The organism is Myxococcales bacterium, assembly GCA_016712525.1.
Lineage (GTDB): Bacteria > Myxococcota_A > Polyangia > Polyangiales > Polyangiaceae > JAAFHV01.
Genome location: JADJQX010000007.1, coordinates 1814119 through 1831827, shown reverse-complemented (window position 1 = coordinate 1831827; position 17709 = coordinate 1814119). Strand labels below are relative to the sequence as shown.

Sequence of the window (17709 nt, the reverse complement as noted above, 5' to 3'; positions counted from 1 at the left end):
CCCCGCTCAGTAGTTGCCGGAGCGGGTTTGGATCGTGAGGAGGTTGAACACGCGCTCCTGGGTGGCGTCGAGGTCGTGCTGGATGTTCTTCGCGCGCTGGTGAAGGATGAGGTGCGCGATCATGCACGATACCGCGATGCCGAGACCCATGGCCGTGTTGTACATGGCTTCGGCGATGCCGTTCGCGAGGACGCGCTGGCGGTCGGCCGCGGAGAGGTTCGGGTCCGAGACGGCGCCGAACGTGTGGATGAGGCCGACGACGGTGCCGAGGAGGCCGATGAGGGTCGCGATGTTCGCGAGCGACCAGAGCGAGCCGATGCGCTTCTCGACGGCGGGCTTGAGCTCGCCGATCTTTTCGCTCATGGCGGCGTCGATCTCGTCGGGGCCCTTGCTCGCGTTCGTGAGGCCGGCCTTCACGAGCTGGAGCGTGGGAAAGTCGCCCGCGTCGCAGAGCTTGATCGCGCGATCGATGTTGCCCGCCGTGACGAGCTTCTTGATCTGCGCGAAGAACTCCTTCGAGTTCACGCGGTACTTGCCGAGCTGGAAGACCGCTCGCTCGATGACGACCGCAAGCACGATCGCGCTGACGACGAGGTTGAACGAAAGGAAGATGGGGTTCTCTTTGAACGCCTCCATCAAGCCGCCGCTGCCGCCACCGCCTGCCGCAGCCTTACCTTCACTCAGAAGCGCAACGAACATCCCCGATGCTCCTTTCTAAACCTTACTCGGCGTCGTGCTCGACTCGAGAGCTACCGACCTTCGCGAACCCCACGAACGTATACGAGAACCGCTCGGCGCGATCATGAAAGCGAACGACCCCGAACGCGGGTCGATTCGTCGGTACGGCCAAGTCACGCCCAATCGATTTCGGACGATACAAGCCCCCGATCCGCGAAGTCAATGTGTTCGGTCGCGGAGGCGCCGTCTGCCCCTCCCTTAAGAGAGAGGAGTGGGGGAGGGCGCGAAGGAGGCTGCCCACGATGGGAGCGCGGACGCGCCTCGCCGCGGGCCACGACCTCCGCGGACGCTCGCGCGCGTCGTTCGAGGCACGCGGCGCCGTCGTCGACACGCGGTGGAGGAGATCGAGGACGCCGGGCCGTTCCTCGAGGCACCACCGGGGCCGAACCGGCGCGCGCGCTCCGCGAGCCCCAGATCGCGAGATTTCAGAGTGGTTTCGGGGAGCTGGCCGCGGTTCGTGGGAGGGTGGCGCGGATGGAATTTTCCGACCCTCCTCGAAGATCGTATGTGCCCGATATTTTTCCCAAAGTCCTGTTGACGGGAGGCGTCCTACCGGCAATTCTGCGCGCCCGCGGGGTCACGTGGGCCTCTCCGAAAAAGAGGTGCTTGCGTCGTCTCGTCCCGTTCAGATAACGTCCGCGCGCCGGACGCTACGAGACACGGGTCTCATGGTTGTCACGCAGTGAACGCGCGCCGCGGCTCGATGGCCGAGGCAAACGAAACGAAAGCGGCAGAGTCGCCGCCCGGAGTGGAGGATTCAGATGGCTGGCTTGTGGAAGCACTTTCAAGAGGGCGGGAAGATGATGTGGGTCATCCTCTTCTGGTCCATGGTCACGATCGGCATCATCATCGAGCGCGCCATCTATCTCTACGGCTCCTCGATCAACAAAGACGTGTTCCTCGCCACGATGCAGAAGTGCATCCTCGCGGGTGACGTCGCGAAGGCCGTCAAGATGTGCTCGGCCGCCAACGCGCCCCTCGCGCGTATCGTCCAGGCCGGCCTCGTGAAGGTGAACCGCCCCGACGAAGAGGTCCAGGCCGCGATGGACGAGGCCGCTCTCCGCGAGGTCCCCAAGATCGCGAAGCGCACCGGCTACCTCGCCCTCATGGCGAACCTCTCGATGCTCTCGGGCCTCCTCGGCACGGTGCTCGGTCTCATCGAAAGCTTCGGCGCCGTCGGCGGCGAGAGCGTCGACCCCAGCCAGAAGGCGCGTATCCTCGCCGAAGGCATCTCCGAGGCCATGAACTGCACCGCGTTCGGCCTCATCGTCGCCATCATGGGCCTCATCGGCTTCGCCATCCTCAACGGCAAGACGCAGCAGCTCGAGGACGACGTCAACGAGGCGAGCGTCCAGGTGCTCAACCTCGTCGTGACGAACCGCCAAAAGGTGAACCTCACGGCGTGAGGTCACGCGGAGCGAGGCGCGTGTCGTGCCTCGCTCCGAACGAATGAGCCAAGCCATCGAAGGGAGGACCACGGCGGGTCCGTGGTCCTCTCCTCACCAAACTAGATTCGTTGGAGCAGCAACATGGGTGGCGTAGACGTCGGCGGAGGAGGCGGAGGTCGCAGGCAGACCGACTCGGAGATCAACATGATCCCGTTCATCGATTTGCTCATGGTGACCATCTCGTTCCTGTTGATCACGGCGGTGTGGTCGCAGATGGCGCGCCTCAATGCGGACGCGCAGGTACCCGGGCCCCCTAGGCCCGACGAGCAAGTCAACGTCGAGCCCGAGAAGCAGCTCCACGTCGAAATGAAGGACCCGAACGTCTTCAAGCTCGTGTGGAAGCAGGGCGGAACGGTCATCAACACGACCGACGTCCAGCGCAAGGACAACCTCGTCAAAGAGGGCAACACGAAGGTCATCCGCTTCCCCGAGCTCGCCCAGAAGATCGAGCAGGAGTGGAAGTCGACGGGGTCGCACCGCGAAGGCTCGGACAAGAAGTTCGACCAGGCCGTGCTCCACTGCGACAACGATACGCCCTACGTCTACATCGTCGGGGTGATCGACGCGATCTACAAGGCGAAGCGCGACTACACGGTCGGCGGCAAAGCCGAGAAGGTCCCCGCGTTCAACGTCACGTTCGCGGTGAACTGAGGAGGATGCCATGACGATTCATCAACCTGGCCGCCGCCTCATGCACTTCGTCCCGCTCAAGTTCGTCCAGCACAAGGTGACGGGCGGCGGGCGACGAGCGGTCGGTGCGGCGCTCTCGCTCACGAGCATGATCGACTTCCTCGTCGTGACCGTCGTCTTCCTCCTCATGACGTTCAGCGCGTCGGGAGAGATGACGGTCGCCAAGGGCGTCACGCTCCCCAAGGCCGAGAACACCCTCGACATGATCGACGCCCCGATGGTGGGCATCGCGGGGAGCCAGATCCTCGTCGACGGCAACCTCGCCGGCAACACGCGCGCGATCGAAGACTCGAAGCGCCTCCAGCGCATCGACGAGCTCTTCAACGTGCTCAAGGGCAAGCGCGAGCTCTGGAAGCAGCTCCACCCGGGCAAGGAATTCCCGGGCGTGGTCGTCCTCCAGGTCGACCAAGACGTGCCGGCCATCGTCGTGAAGAGCGTGTTCCAGACGGCTGCGTTCGCGGGCTACCCGAACGTCTCCTTCATGGTGAACATGATCCCGAAGCAGAAGTGACGCGGCGCTTCGGCGCAAGCGACAGGCAGCCGCTCGGGATCCCCGGCGGCTGTTTCTCTTTCGGGGGTCCGTGCGTGTAGACTGCATGTGTCGTGAATCGAGATCCGGGCGGGAACCTTCTTCACGCCGGAGCCGACGGAGCTTCTATGGAACGAGGGCTGAAATCGGTCGCGGTGCTCCGCGAAGAGCGAAAGGCGAGCAAGTTCGGGAAGCCGACGACCGGCTTCTTCGGGCTCGTGGGCGTAGGCCTCTTGGTGACCCTCGGGGTCGCGTATTTCGCGTCGAACCGCGAGCTCGAGGCGGCCCGCGGAGACCTCCTGAAGAAGCAGCGCGCGGCGGGAGAGACAGTGGGCAAGGAGTGGGCCCCCCTCCGCGACAGCCTCGAGGCCGTGGCGCTCGCCGAGGCGAAGTCGCCGAGCTTCGACGACCTGGTCAAGCCCGAGGTTGCGACCTGGGATTTTCGTGCGCTTCCGGGTATTTACCTAAGGGTTCGTCAGGCCGAGGCGACCACGGTCGAGGCGCTCCGCGCGGCGGCGGCGACCTCGCAGCGCGACGGGTTCTGCGCCTGCCTCATGAAGGGGCAAGCCGCCCCCGAGGGCGACGCGGGGGTGGCCGACGAGCGGCCGTGGAACCTCCACCGGGCCTACGCGGCCACGCGCGTGCTCGAGCCTTCGTGGGTCGACGAGGTGAAGTCGGCCGAGAACGACACCCGGCTCCGCGTCTTCGCGCAGCAGTACGAGAAGGCCCAGGTGGGTGCGCTCCCTGTCGCCATCGAGATCGTCAAGCGCGCCCAGTTTTTCATGCTCGTCTTGGACGAGGACACGGACGAGGCCAAAGCCGAGGCCGACGGCGGTGTCCCCACGAGCGAGCAGCTTCAGGCGATGGGGCACCCGGCGCGTGTCGTGGTCGTGAACCTGAAAACGAAGGACGTCGTGGTGCGCCTCCGCCGCACCGCCGGAGGCCAGTTCTTCATGGCCGGCGAGCATCACGCGGCCGATGCCGAGACGATGGCAGCGATGCGCCGGCAAGTGAACAACTGCGCCCTCGCGCAAGCGGTCACCGCCGAGCTCACGAAGGTCGCGGCTCCGAAGTAGCCACGGCAGAGCCCTCCGCTCGCAGGAAGACCACGTCGGCCCGCTCGGCCCTCGCGACCGGTCGAGGGGCCCTGAAGGAGCCCTCGCGCGCGGCACGCCGCGACGCCCGGGTCAGCCGAGGCCGCTCGTCGGTGCGTTGCGGCGCATGGATACGTTCATGAGGAGCCCGATGGACATCATGATCGTGAGCACCGACGAGCCGCCCGCCGAGAAGAGCGGGAGCGTGACGCCCACGACCGGCAAGAGGCCGGTGACCATGCCGAGGTTGAAGATCGCGTGCCAGAAGATGATCGAGCCGCAGCCGATCGCGAGCACGGCGCCGAAGCGATCCTTGGCGGACGCGGCGACGCGGATCGCCCAGAGGACCAAGAACGCGTAGAGGAAGACGAGCACGAACCCTCCCATGAAGCCCCAGTCCTCGGCGTACACCGCGAACGGGAAGTCGGAGTGTTGGTCGGGCAAGAAGTGGAACTGGTTCTGCGTGCCCTTCATGAACCCCTGGCCGGTGACGCCGCCGGCGCCGATCGCCACGCGCGCGTGGTGCGCGTGCCAGCCCGAGCCGAGGAGGTTCTCCTCGGGGTTCAAGAAGGTCGTGATGCGCTTCTTTTGGTAGTCCTTCATGCCGTACGTCCACAACAGCGGGAGGGCGACGCCTCCGCCGACGACGAGGCTGACGAGGCTCTTCCACTTGATGCGCGTGAGGAGCGCGATCGTGGCGAACGTGAGGCCGTGGATGAGGGCCGTCCCGAGGTCGGGTTGTTTGAGGACGAGCAGCGTCGGGACCGCCGCGATGAGCGCAGGCACCACGAGATCCGAGAGGGTGCGGCCCTCGCTCTTCGGGTCGTCGTGGAGGTACTTGGCCAGCGCGATGACAAGACAAAGCTTAGTAAATTCGCTTGGTTGGAAGCTAAAGCTGCCGATGTTGATCCAGCGCGAGCTCCCGCGAATGTCCTTGCCGAGGATGAAGACCAAGATGAGCGACACGATGCCGATGGCGTAGACGACGTACCCGAGCCGCTCGAAGTGCCGGTAGTCGATGGCGGCGATCACCGTGGCGAAGATGCCCCCGAGCACGAGCCAGTAGATCTGCTGGATGTAGATGTCCGACAGGGCGGCGCGGGCGGCGCTCGTGGCCGAGTAGAGGTTGATGACCCCGACCACCGCGAGCATCGAGCTCACGAGGAAGAGGGTCCAGTCGAAGTGCTCGCGCGCGCGCACGACGCCGCGGTTTCCGAGGCCGAACTCGCGCATCAGGGCATGTCCTCGTCTTGGCCGCCGCCAGGGGGAATGGCCGTCGGCACGACGGGCACGGGAGGGGCAGTAGGGCCGTTCGGGTCGCGGGTGTCGAGGGGCGCCCCTGGGGGCGGAGCTTGGCCGGGCGCCCCGCCGCCGTGGGGAGCGGGGGGCTTCGGGCGCTGGGCGTCGCGCATGGGCGGTGGGGTGCGTCCGGCGCGGGTGGCCTGGAGGCGCGTGTACTCGCGCACCACTTGGATGGCGATCGGCGCGGCGATCGTGGGCCCGGAGCCGCCGTGCTCGGCGAGCACCACGACCGCGACCTCGGGCGATTTGTACGGGGCGAACGACGCGAACCAGGCGTGGTCTTTGGCGAGGAACCAGGCGGTCTTGGCGCTGTCTTTTCCGGTAGCGACGTAGCCGGTCTGGGCCGTGCCGGTCTTGCCCGCGATGTCGAGCGCCGGGTCGCGGACGGGGTACGCCGTGCCGTGCTCTTCGTTCACGACCGCGAAGAGGGCCTCGGTGATGCGCTGGAGGTTCTGCGGCTCGACACGCGCGCGCTGGCGCACGCGAGGAGGGAAATCTTGGAGAACGGCGCCGTCGGACGCCTCGATCGCGCGCACCGCCTGCGGCATGTACACCGTGCCCCCGTTGCCGATGGCCGCGTACGCGAGCGCGAGCTGAAGCGGCGTCACGGTGGTCGCGCCCTGTCCGATCGCCGAGTTGAGAGTGAAGCCGATGCGGAACTGACCCTTGTACCGGAGGGCGTACCACGAGCGGGTAGGCACGCGCCCCTGCGCCTCGGGGTTGATCCCGAGGCCCGTCTTCTGCCCGAGGCCGAACTCGGCGGCGACCTTGGCGAGCCTGTCGATGCCGACCGTCTCGCCGAGCCTATAGAAGTAGATATTGCACGACTGGGCGATCGCGCTCCGCATGTTGACGCGACCGTGCACGTGCGAGCAGCGGAACACGCGTCGGCCGTAATAGAGGTATCCGTCGCAGCGCTCGCTCTCGAGCGGGTTCACCATCTTGCCTTCGAGCGCGGCCAGCGCCGAGAAGGGCTTGAACGTGGACCCCGGTTGGAACGCGCCGGTCATGGTCTTGTCGAGCATGGGGCGGAGCGCGTCGGCGTAGAGCTTGTTGAAGGTCTCGCGCACCTTCTCGCGGCCCGCGCCGCCCGAGAGGTCGTTCGGGTCGAAGTCGGGCTTGGAGTAGAGCGCGAGGAGGCGTCCTGTGCGGACGTCGACCACGACGACCGCGCCCGAGACCTGCGACCGCATGGCCTTCTCGATGCCCTCCATGAGCTCCATGTCGACGGTGAGCCGAAGATCGCGGCCCGGGATGGGCTCTTGCCTCCGTGGCTCGTCGAGCAGGCGGTCGGCCTCGGGCCCGGTGTGGTAGCGGCCGCGGGCGTCGACGACCCGCTTCTCCCAGCCTCGTTGCCCTCGCAGGTAGGCCTCCCACGCGCGCTCGATGCCCGTCGCGCCGAGGGTGTCGCCGGGGGCGTAGCCGAGCGGGTTGACCTTGGCCCGCTCCTCCGGGGTCATGGTCTTGTAGTTCTCGGGTCGAAACTTGGAGAGCGTCTCGGCGTCGACCTGGGCGACGTAGCCGAGCATGTGCGAGCCGAGGGCCTTGAACGGGTAGAGCCGAACGGGCGCGCTCACGACCTCGCTCCCGACGAGCTCCCACGCGTGCTGCTTCAGCTCGGCGACGATGTCGCGGGGCACGTCCTCCCGAACCAAAATGCTGTGCCAACACGGGGACTTATCCTCGTCCGTCACACACGCGTCGCGGATCTTCGCCGTGAGGCGCGCGCGCTCGTCGGGGTTCAAGCGCAGGGTGTCGGCGATCTGCGGGAACGAGTCGCGTTCGTCGACCGGCGCCCACTTCCGCGGGGGCCGAGCGCTCGGCATCACGCGCCCGGGCACGATGTAGACGTTGAACGCCGGGCGGCTCGAGGCGAGCACGCGGCCGTACGCGTCGCGGATGACCCCGCGCGTGGTCGACAGCGTGACACGCCGGATCACGTTCTCGTGCGCGACCTGGGCGTACTCCTTCCCCGAGACCACCTGGAGCTGGAACAGGCGCACGACGACGGCCCCGAACGCCAAAAAAGCGAAGAGCGCCATCCACTGGTAGCGCTTCCGGAACTCGCCGACGTCCGACCTCGGGACGAGCCTGTCGCTCATGGCGGCGCCCCCGCGTCCCGCAAGGCTCCCTGCGTGGCGAGGTGGATGCGCTGCGCGAGCTTGAACACGAGCGGCGCCGTCATGCTCGTGGCGATCACGTGCGGGAACGCCATCGGCGCGATCATGCGCGGCATCCACCCGTCGCGTTCTTTCCAGAAGATCGCGATGAGGATGACGACCATCACGCTGTGCACGAGCGAGAACACGAGGGCGAGCACGACCTGCATCCACCGCGTCTGCGCCGCGAAACGAACGCCCGCCGCGCGCGCGAGCACGAACGTCGCCACGTAAGTGAACGTGTAGAGCCCCACCGGGGCGATGCCCACGAGGTCGGTGAAGTACCCGAGCACGAACGCGACCGAGGCCCCGCGCACGAGCGAGTACTCGTGCACGCCCATGTAGACGACGAGCGGGAGCACGAGCTGAGGCAAGAACCCCGGGACGTGGATCTCGTGGCTCGACAGGTGGAGCGCGACGAGCAAGGACGAGAGCAAGCGCTCGGCGAGCACGACCGCGCGGAAGAGGTTCGATTGGAGCAGGAGCAGCGCGAGACCTGCCCCGAAAAAGGCAGTAAATCTCATGGCTTAGGTTTCGGCTTTTCTTTCGGGTCCTTGGCGTCGCCCTTGTCGTCGTCCGCGGGGGGGCTGACGAGGATGAGCACCGCGTCGAGGCGCGAGAAGCTCACCGTGGGCTGGGCCTCGACCTCTTGGTCGCGGCCGGTCTCGCGCTTCGTGACCTTCGTGACCTTGGCGACCGGGAGCCCTTTCGGGAACCACTTGCCCTTGCCGCTCGTCACGAGGAGGTCCCCGACCTCGACGTCGTCGGCCGAGTCCACGTGCTCGACCTTGCAGAAGTACCGCGAGGGATCTCCCGTGCCTCGGACGTAGCCGCGCGCCTTCGTGCGCTCGTTCATCACGTCGAGCCCGAAGCCCGCGTCGGCCGCGAGCTGCACGTCGACGGCGTCGCCCGCGACGCGGAGCACGGCGCCGACCACGCCGTCGGGGGCGACGACGGGCATGTGGGGACGGACGTTCCGCGAGCCGCGATCGAGCACCACGCGGGTCACGCGGAAGAAGGCGTTGAAGTCCTTGGCGACGACCTGGGCGCTCACCAAGTCTCCGGGGATCCTCGCGGAGCTGGAGGAGGCGGCGGAGCTCTTGGTTCTCGACCTGCGTCTGCTCGAGCCTGTGGATGGTCTCGCGGAGGCGCGCGTTCTCGTAGGCGAGCCGCTCGTTGTCGGTCTTCACGTCGACGAGGTAGATGTAGCTGTCCCACACGTTCGAGACGCCGCGAGCCAAGCTCGAGGCCCCGAACTCGACGGGCGCGCTCACCCGAAGAATCGCGCGGTCGAGCGCGTTGAGGCTCTCCGGCTTCTTCATGTTGGTGCGCAAGAAGAAGAACGGCACCGCGAGGAGCAAGATGACGATGCCCACGTCGCGGTAACGCTTGAAGGACGACACGGAGGGGCCCCGGGTGACGACGGCGGAGGGGTGCCCCTCAGCCGATGGTCACCTCTTTCAAGAGCTCCATGTGATCGAGCGTCTTTCCGCTGCCGAGCACGACCGCGCTGATCGGATCGTCGCTCACCATCACGGGCAGGCCCGTCTCTTCACGGAGGAGCACGTCGAGGTTGGCGAGCAGAGCCCCGCCACCGGTCAGCACGATCCCCTTGTCGACGATGTCGGCGGCGAGCTCGGGGGGAGTCTTCTCGAGGGCGAGCAGCACGGCCTCGACGATCGCGTTCGTAGGCTCGGCGAGCGCTTCGCGGATCTCGTCGGAGTTCACGACGACCGTCTTGGGGACACCGGCGACGAGGTCGCGGCCCTTCACCTCGGTGGTCTGCTGGACCTCGAGTGGGTACGCGTTTCCGACCTGCATCTTGATGCGCTCGGCCGTCTGCTCGCCGATGGCGAGGTTGTATTTGCGCTTCAAGTACGCGCTGATGGCCTCGTCCATCTTGTCGCCGCCGACGCGGACGCTCTGCGAGTACACGATGCCCGCGAGCGAGATCACGGCGACCTCGGTGGTGCCGCCGCCGATGTCGACGACCATGTTGCCCGACGGCTCGGTGATGGGCAGCCCGGCGCCGATCGCGGCCGCCATGGGCTCCTCGATGAGGTACACCTCGCGCGCTCCGGCGCTCTCGGCGCTCTCCTTCACCGCGCGCTTCTCGACCTCGGTGATGCCGAAGGGGACGCAGATGATGATGCGGGGCTTCACGAGCGTGCGGCGGTTGTGGGCGCGCGCGATGAAATACCGAAGCATCGCCTCGGTGATCTCGAAGTCGGCGATGACACCGTCGCGGAGGGGGCGGACGGCGCGGATGTTCCCGGGCGTGCGCCCGAGCATCTCTTTGGCCTCGCGGCCGACCGCGAGGACTTTGTTCCCGCCGCGGCTATCGCGTTGAACGGCGACGACGGAAGGCTCGCAAGAGACGATGCCCTTGCCCTTCACGTAGATGAGCGTGTTCGCCGTTCCGAGATCGATCGCCAGGTCGTTCGAGAACAGGCCGTGGAGCCAGTCGAAGATCATGCGCGGTCCGTTCTCCTCTCGGGGCTAGGCGCTCGCGTGCCCGCCGGTTGGGGGTGAATGAGGCCGCGGCGAAGGCACCATGCCGACGCGCGACGGAGGCCGGAGGAGGGCACGCGGGGGCGGACGAACCGCCCCGGACGAGCCTTCCCGAGCGAGCCTCAGCCCTTCGAGATCTTGCCTTCTTTGTGCGGGTGGTGAGCCCGGCACGCAGGGCAGAACTTCTTGATCTCGAACTTCTCGGACATGGTCCGCTTGTTCTTCGTGGTCGTGTAGTTCGCGCGGCTGCAGTTGCCGCAGGTCATCTTGATGAGGTCACGCATGGCCTGTCCTTGATCGCATTCTTCGGTGGAGCTCTCGCAGGAGGCAAGTGGCGCCTGCCTGAGGAAACCCGAGAGAAGGGCGGGTGAATTATCGTGCGGGGGTCATGGAGTCAAGGGCTGGCGAACCGCCCCGGCAATTCGTGGGATTTGTACGGTGTCGTGAACCCACGCATCTTTCGCTACAAAAGGCGGAACGCGCCGGATATCGGCGCGTTCGCGGGGGGCCAGCTTGGCACGCGTCGAAGAGCGCCGTGCCAATGCGGGCTTGGTCAGATCACTCGTCGTCCCAATCGTCGGCCTTGGGCTCGTCACGCTCGCGTCGCGGGCGCCGCCCCTCTTCGCCGCCGCCGCCGCCGCCTTTGCGCCGACGATCGTCGAACGTCTTCCGTTGGGGAGGCGGGGGACCGCCACCACCGTAGCCGCCGCCGCCGCCGCCGCCGCTGAAGCCGCCGCCACCGCCGCCGCCGAAGCCGCCGCCACCGCCGCCACCGAAGCCGCCGCCACCCCCACCACCATAGCCGCCACCACCACCGCCGAAGCCGCCGCCTTCACGCGCGGGCCGCTCGCCCTTGGGGTGGGCCAGGTTGACCTTGAGCGGGCGACCGCGGAGGTTCGCGGTGCGGAGGGCCTCGGCGGCCGTCTTGGCCGCGTCGGAGCTCGACATGGTGACGAAGCCGAATCCACGCTTGCGGCCGTCCGGGTCCATGGGCAAGTGGACGCGAACCACCGAGCCGCCCTCGCCGGCCACGCCGTTGATGAGGACCTCGACCTCCTGCTGGGTGCAGTCGTAGGGGAGGTTGCCGACGTAGAGCGTGCGATCGGGCGCGCCCGCTCCACCGCCGGCGCCACCACCACCGGGGCCGCCAGGGCCGGCGCCGAACGAGCGCTCCCGCGGAGGACCACCTTCGCGCGGGCCTCCTGGACCGCCGTCGCGGCGAGGGGGCTCCTGTTGGAATGGTCGTACCGAAATCGACTTGCCCGCCTGGAGCGAGCCGTCGAGCGCCTCGCGGGCCGCTTGGGCCTCGGCGGGCGAGGAGAGAGTGACGAATCCAAACCCGCGAGGTCTTCCGGTCTCGCGATCTTTGGGGAGGCTGATATTGACGACGGTGCCGCCGGTGGCCTCGAAAAGTTGCTTCAGCACGTCTTCGGATACGCTGTCGGGAAGGCCCGCTACAAAGAGCTTCGCCTCCTCGTTCCCATTCGTCGCCATGAAAAAACCCTAGCCTCTTCCGTTCTCCCGAGGGTGCTCGGTGCCAAAGGACACAAGTCGGCCGTCGCCGGGTGCCCGTTGGTCATTGATATCCTGCTCTCGTGCGAGGTCAACGCGAAATCTACCCAGGGAACCACAGTTCTCGTCGGCGTCAGGCCCCGTCCGCCCGCCGCGAAGGCAGCACGAAATGGAACGTGGCCCCTCTCCCGGCCTCGCTCTCCACCCAGGTCCGGCCTCCGTGCGCCTCGACGATGGCCCGCACGAGCGAGAGCCCGATGCCGCTGCCTCGCACGGGGCTCCGACCGTCCTTCGGTTGCGCCGTGGCGCCGCGCACGAACCTCTCGAAAATGCGCTCCTTCTCGGCGTCGGGGATGCCAGGGCCCTCGTCGCGCACGGCGACCACGACCTCCTTTTCCCCACGTTTGCGCACCTCGACGAAGATGGTCTTCCCGCCCTGCGCGTACTTCAGCGCGTTGTCGAGGAGGTTGATGACCACGAGCTCGATCGCCCTTCCGTCGAGCCGAACGACGGGCAGGGTCTCGTCCTCCTCGAAGCGGAGCTCGACCCCCTCGCGCTCGGCGCGGTACCGGTACACTCCCACGGCGCGCCGCACGACCTCGGCGAGATCCCCGTCGACGAAGTCGTAGCTCGCGTGGCCACGCTCGACCTTGGCGAAGTCGAGCACGTTCTCGATGAGGCTCGTGAGGCGCTCGCTCTCCCTCACGATGATCTCGAGGTACTCCGCGCGCTTCTCGTCGCTCGCGACCCTCCCCGACTGGAGCATCTCGGCGAACATGCGCACGAGCGCGAGGGGGGTCTTCAGCTCGTGGCTCACGTTCGCGACGAACTCGCTCTTCAAGGCCGACGCACGGCGCTCGGTCTCCGCCGCGAAGAGGATGGTGAGCACCCCCGCGACGAGCACGACGAACGAGAGCCCCACCGTCGCGATCTCGAGCAGGCGCCGTTGTTTGACGTTCTCCGTGAGCGCGTCCTCGCCCACGGGAGAGACCTGCACGCGCCAGTTGTAGAGCGTGGTCGGGAAGCGCACCGCGACGGTGAACTCGCCGCTGCGGAGCGGTGGGCCGAAGACGATACGCCCCTCTTCGTCGACCACGTTCGCGCGGTTGATCCCGGCCTGTGGGATGCCGAGCCCGACGGGCACGAGCTTGTCGCCGTAGAGCGTCGGGAGCGTCTCTTTGACGATGCGCCCGATGTCGTGCCACGCGCAGACCGTGAAGGTCTTTCCTCCGCTGCTCCTCCGCCAATACGAGACGAGGTAGCTCTCCGCGCCGTAGGTCCTGTGCAGGTGCCGGAGCTGCTCCGGGGCCTCCTGCGAGCTCGGCATGTCGTCGAGGAGCCGCTCGGTGAGGAGCCTTCGGAAGGCCTCTTCCTCGGCGAACGGGCCACGCGCGCGCGATGCGAAGCCCACGACCGTCCGCGTCTCGTCGAGCACGAGGATCGCGCGTACGCTCGGCGTCTCGCGTTGCGCGGTCGGGAGCCACGTGTCGTTGAGCTCGTCGACGCGCGCCGGATCGGCGATGGCCACGATCACGTTGTCTTGATCGATGATCTGGCGGTCGAGGCGCGTCGCCTTCTCGTTCGCGAGCGCGAGCGTCGCCTCGAGGACGGACTGCTTGCGCAAGGTCTCGAGCTGGAGCGTCGTGCGAAACGTGAAGTACGCGAGCACTCCGACCGCGACGATGACGGCGGGCAAGAGGACGTAACGAACGAGCTTCGCGCGGGTGCTCCGCGGCTCGGAGCTGTCCGATACCGACCTACGTCTCCACACCTTACCGGCCGGCGCGACCGTGGTCGAACACGAGGCCTCGTGACGACAAAAACTCGGCGAACTGCTCGGCGATGTAGGTCATCGCGTTGGCCTCGTCCTGCGTGTAGGGCGCGCCGTCGTTCGGGTTCACCATCTCGAGGATGGCGAGGGTTCGACCCGCGACGAGGACCGGCGCGACGACGAGGCTCTTCGCTCCGCCGATGGTCGTGTAGCGCGCGGTCATCGCGTCCTCGCTTCCGCGGACCATGGCCTTCCGCGCCTTGACCGCGGCGGACAGGATCGGCTCGGCCTCGAGGTGCCGCTTGCCGACGAGATCATCGGTCGCCTCACCTTTGGCGCGCACGAGGCAGAACTCCCGCTTCTCGAGGTCGAAGAAGTGCGCGAAGCACGCGCGCGACGGGATGACCTCTTGCGCGAGCTGGAGGCAGAAGTCGGCCCCTTCGATCGCGTCGCGGAGGAAGTGAAGGTCGTGCATCGCCTCGAAGAGCGAGGTGATGAGCTCGTCTCCCGAGACGCGGGTTCCGACCTTGGCGATCGGGATGCGCGCCGACGACGCGGTCCTGCCGGGGGGCGGGGTGAAGTCGGGGGCCTTCTCGACGCCGAGCACGGCCGGTGGGGGAATGGCCGGGCTCGCGGCTCCGAGCGGCAAGGTCGCTGCGAGAGGAGGGGTGCTCCGGGTGGTCGCGGGTGCGGGCTCGGGTGCGGGAGGCGGGACACTCTTGGCGACGGCGACGGCGGGCGCCGGTTCGACCGCCGCGGGCGGGGGCACGCTCTTCACGACGGCGGGTGCCGGTTCGACCGCTGCGGGCGGGGGCACGCTCTTCACGACGGCCACGGCCGGAGCAGGCGGGGGCACGCTCTTCGCGACCTGGGGCGCAGGCACGTTCGGAGCGGGCGGGGGCACGCTCTTCGTGACCTGGGGCGCAGGCACGTTCGGAGCGGGCGGGGGCACGCTCTTCGTGACCGCCGGGGACGACGGGAGCGCGCTCGGCGGGACGAACGCGGGAGTCTCGGTCGTCTTGGCGAGCTGCGCGGGCTCGGCGCGGGTCGTGTCGGGGGCGAGCTCGGGCCGGACCGCCCGGACGTCGTCGAGGGTGGTGCGTGGCTCGAGGAGCGTGGCCTTCGGGGGCACCGAGGCCGGCTTCAGCGAAGGGACGGGCGCCGTGGCGACGGGCCGAGAGCCGGGCGGGATGCTCGCCTTGCGAGGGAACGACACGACGGGCTCGCCGCGCCAATCCTTCCAGACGAGCGTCGCGAGCGGGGGACGCGGAGGTTTCCCCACATAGGCCTCGTCGAACGCCGCGAGCTGCACGAGCTTGCCCGAGGGCGCGCTCGCGAGGGACGCTTGGACGAGCTCGAGCTGGCCCAGGAGCACGCCCACGGCGACCCCCTCGACCGTGTCTTTCGGGACGATGAAGACGTACTCGCGGTAGCTGAGCGGAGACGCCGCCGTAGGGCTCTCGGAGCGCTGCGACAGCACCGTGAACGCGGGGAGGCCGGGCAGCGGCGCACCGACCGGAGGCGGAGCGACCACCGTCGGCGCCGGCTCGGTCATCGGTTGGTAGGGCTCGGCGGACGGGGCGGGTGGGGCAGCCGCGGCAGGGCGCGGCGCGGACGCGTCGGCCTTTTCGGCCTTGCCATTCGTCGTCGAGGGCTCGGTCTTCGGGACCTCGGGGCGTGGGGCTGCGGCCGCTGCCGCTGCCGCTGCCGCGGGCCTCGGCGGTGCGGCCTTCGGCTTCGACTCCGGCGACGCGGGGGCCGCGGCCGGTTTCGCGTCTTTTTTAGGGTCTTTTGCGTCCTTCGCGAGCGAGGCGCCGCTCGGCGCGGCCTTGGGCGGCTCGGGTTTGGACGCGGCGGGCTTCGGGGCTTCGGGTTTGACGGAGGTCTTGGCGGAGCCTCCTGCCGTCATGTCGATGTCGGAGAGCTTCGTGCCCTCGGACGCTCGTTTGACGACGAAGCGCATGCGCGCGACCGGGTCGACGGCGCGGTAGCCTTCCTCGAGGAGCTCGATGGAGAAGCCGCTCATCGCGCTCGTCTCGCCGCGGTGCGCGCGCACGATCTGCAGCGCGCGCTGCCACGAGTCCGCTTCGACGCAGAACGTCTCCCGATCCTCTTTCCCGATCGCCGAGACCTCGACGAGCCATCGCATGGGCAGGTAAACCTCGCTCGCAGAAAAACCGTGTTCTTTGCGACCTTAGCGCCGTTTTCCGTCGGCCCGCGCACGTTTTTTTCCGAGGCCCGTCGGGCCCACGGTCACCCGTTCGCTGCGAGCGGAAAAATCCCGCGCGGAGCTACTCGGAGCGCCTACTCGGCGCGGAGCCCGTCCGCTGGCCTCACACGCGCCGCGTGGAGGGCCGGGACGATCGTGGCGCCGCTGCAAATCGCGATCGCGATGGCTCCCGTCACCAAGAACTCGGTGGGGCGGATGAGCACGGGGAGGTGCGTGATGAAGTACACCTTCGGGTCGAGCGGGAACGGATACGCGGCGATGGCGCGGCAGCACAAATAGCCCACCACGAGGCCGAGCCCCGTGCCCACGACGCCGATGATCGTGCCCTGGTAGAGGAAGATGCGCATGATCGCCGCGTCGGTCGCGCCGAGGGCCTTGAGCACCGCGATTTCTCGCTTCTTGTCGAGCACCACCATGATGAGCACGGCCACCACGGTGAACGCGGCGACGAGCACGATGAGCGCGAGCATGAAGCTCATGCCGATCTGCTGGATGAGGAGCGCCGTGAAGAGCCCGTGGTTGAGCTCCCGCCAGTCCATCGTGTGGTAGACGCCGTTGGCGAGCCGCTTGTCGATCTCCTTGGCGATCGCGCCCGAGTCGTCGATGTCGTCGATGGTCATCTCGACGCCGGTCACGCTGTCGCCTTGGTCGTAGAAGGCCTGCGCCTCGTAGAGGTCGGTGTAGACGAGCTTCGAGTCGTACTGGTCGAACCCCGCCTCGAAGACCGCAATAACGCGAAATTGCTTCGCTATCGGGGGGCGTGAGCCGCTCGCGCCGAGCGAGATGCCGATCGTGGGGGAGGTGATCTGGAGGCAGTCCCCGATCTCGACCGCGAGCTGCTTGGAGAGCGTCTTGCCGATGATGACGCCGGGCAGCTTCTTGATTTGCTCGGGGCTCTTGCACGGGTCGGGGTCGATCGTGTCGGGCAGGACGTCGTCGTCCGTCGGGAGCTTGCTCGCGTAGCCTCCGTCGGGGGTCACGTCGCCCGCGAGGGCGGGGCCCTTGGGAGCCTCGGCGGCGGGGGCGCCCGCGTCGGTGATCAGGGCCTCCGCGGGGGCCGTCGCCGCCTTGTCGGGGGCCGTCACGTCCCGCAAAAGACCGTGCTTCTCGTCCTTCGTGCCTGCCCCGGCGTCGCCTGCGGCAGGGGGGCTCGAGGGGAAGGGATCGAACGGGTCTACCCTACGCTCCGGGGGCTTCGCGCCCTCGCGGCGCAGGCCGTCCATGGAGCCTTGGACGATGTGCCGAGGGAGGTCGAGGACCTTCGGCATGAGCGCCGGGTCGACCCCTTTCAGCAGCACGCCGGTCGCCGTGCGCCCGCCGTGGGTGACCATCATCGGGTTGATGATGAACGGCGCGACGCCACGTACCCCGGGTACCTCGGCGACTTTCTTCATGATTTCGGGGTACTCGCGAAAGTCGACCGAGTATTTCAGCACGAGCACGTGCGCGTTGACCCCGAGCACCTTGTCGCGGAATTGCTTGTGGAAGCCCCCGGTGACGCTCATCACGGTCGCGAGCGCGCCTACGCCCAGGGTCACGCCGAGGATGGCGAGGACCGTGGCGAACAGGATGAAGGAGCGCCTCGTCGAGACGAGGTAACGCAACGCGATCTTGGCCGGATACCCCATGCGGGGCGGGGAATTACCACGGAACGGGTCGGGCGCACGCAGAGTTCCCGAGCGGCCGAAAAAGGCATGAGGGAAGCCTTGGACGAAGCCGAGCCTT

Annotated in this window: 14 protein-coding genes and 1 pseudogene; 4 read left to right on the top strand and 11 right to left on the bottom strand. The window is 67.8% G+C overall.

Features of this window, described 5'->3' with window-relative positions:
* Nucleotides 1-6: 6 nt before the first annotated feature.
* The gene (locus IPK71_24835) at nt 7-639 is read right to left on the bottom strand and encodes a MotA/TolQ/ExbB proton channel family protein (GenBank protein ID MBK8216964.1); all 633 of its coding nucleotides are present in this window, start codon (nt 637-639) and stop codon (nt 7-9) included.
* Nucleotides 640-1499: 860 nt separating this feature from the next.
* Here IPK71_24835 and IPK71_24830 point away from each other — a divergent pair.
* The 4 genes from IPK71_24830 (at nt 1500) to IPK71_24815 (ending at nt 4481) form a co-directional block, all read left to right on the top strand.
* Nucleotides 1500-2144 carry a MotA/TolQ/ExbB proton channel family protein gene (locus IPK71_24830; protein ID MBK8216963.1) on the top strand — a complete coding sequence of 215 codons (645 nt, stop codon included), beginning with the start codon at nt 1500-1502 and terminating at the stop codon, nt 2142-2144.
* A gap of 123 nt (nt 2145-2267) precedes the next feature.
* Entirely contained in the window at nt 2268-2837 is a 570-nt protein-coding gene (locus IPK71_24825) for a biopolymer transporter ExbD (protein MBK8216962.1), read from the top strand.
* Between the two features lie 40 nt (nt 2838-2877).
* On the top strand, nt 2878-3387 hold the full coding sequence (locus IPK71_24820) for a biopolymer transporter ExbD (protein ID MBK8216961.1): 510 nt from the start codon (nt 2878-2880) through the stop codon (nt 3385-3387).
* 146 nt (nt 3388-3533) lie between these two features.
* Nucleotides 3534-4481: a hypothetical protein gene (locus IPK71_24815; protein ID MBK8216960.1), complete on the top strand. Its 948-nt coding sequence runs from the start codon at nt 3534-3536 to the stop codon at nt 4479-4481.
* Nucleotides 4482-4592: 111 nt separating this feature from the next.
* Here IPK71_24815 and rodA read toward each other — a convergent pair whose 3' ends face one another.
* From rodA to IPK71_24765, 10 genes and pseudogenes are all read right to left on the bottom strand, one after another.
* Nucleotides 4593-5732, bottom strand: coding sequence for a rod shape-determining protein RodA (rodA, locus tag IPK71_24810; protein ID MBK8216959.1), 1140 nt, complete (start codon nt 5730-5732; stop codon nt 4593-4595).
* On the bottom strand, nt 5732-7903 hold the full coding sequence (mrdA, locus tag IPK71_24805; GenBank protein ID MBK8216958.1) for a penicillin-binding protein 2: 2172 nt from the start codon (nt 7901-7903) through the stop codon (nt 5732-5734). Before mrdA ends, rodA begins: the two co-directional genes overlap by 1 nt.
* Complete coding sequence (locus IPK71_24800; protein ID MBK8216957.1) at nt 7900-8484, bottom strand: hypothetical protein; 585 nt, start codon at nt 8482-8484, stop codon at nt 7900-7902. The genes mrdA and IPK71_24800 overlap by 4 nt, the downstream gene beginning before the upstream one ends.
* Nucleotides 8481-9282: pseudogene (gene mreC / locus IPK71_24795) on the bottom strand (rod shape-determining protein MreC). The gene IPK71_24800 and the pseudogene mreC overlap by 4 nt, the downstream one beginning before the upstream one ends.
* Before the next feature lie 118 nt (nt 9283-9400).
* Nucleotides 9401-10435, bottom strand: a complete 1035-nt coding sequence (locus IPK71_24790; protein MBK8216956.1) for a rod shape-determining protein — start codon at nt 10433-10435, stop codon at nt 9401-9403.
* Nucleotides 10436-10593: 158 nt separating this feature from the next.
* On the bottom strand, nt 10594-10755 hold the full coding sequence (gene rpmG, locus IPK71_24785; GenBank protein ID MBK8216955.1) for a 50S ribosomal protein L33: 162 nt from the start codon (nt 10753-10755) through the stop codon (nt 10594-10596).
* Nucleotides 10756-11029: 274 nt separating this feature from the next.
* The gene (locus IPK71_24780; GenBank protein MBK8216954.1) at nt 11030-11896 is read right to left on the bottom strand and encodes a hypothetical protein; all 867 of its coding nucleotides are present in this window, start codon (nt 11894-11896) and stop codon (nt 11030-11032) included.
* Between the two features lie 220 nt (nt 11897-12116).
* Complete coding sequence (locus IPK71_24775) at nt 12117-13754, bottom strand: HAMP domain-containing histidine kinase (GenBank protein MBK8216953.1); 1638 nt, start codon at nt 13752-13754, stop codon at nt 12117-12119.
* Nucleotide 13755: 1 nt separating this feature from the next.
* Nucleotides 13756-15903, bottom strand: a complete 2148-nt coding sequence (locus IPK71_24770) for a hypothetical protein (GenBank protein ID MBK8216952.1) — start codon at nt 15901-15903, stop codon at nt 13756-13758.
* A 155-nt stretch (nt 15904-16058) separates the two neighbouring features.
* Nucleotides 16059-17612: an ABC transporter permease gene (locus IPK71_24765; protein MBK8216951.1), complete on the bottom strand. Its 1554-nt coding sequence runs from the start codon at nt 17610-17612 to the stop codon at nt 16059-16061.
* Between the last annotated feature and the right edge of the window lie 97 nt (nt 17613-17709).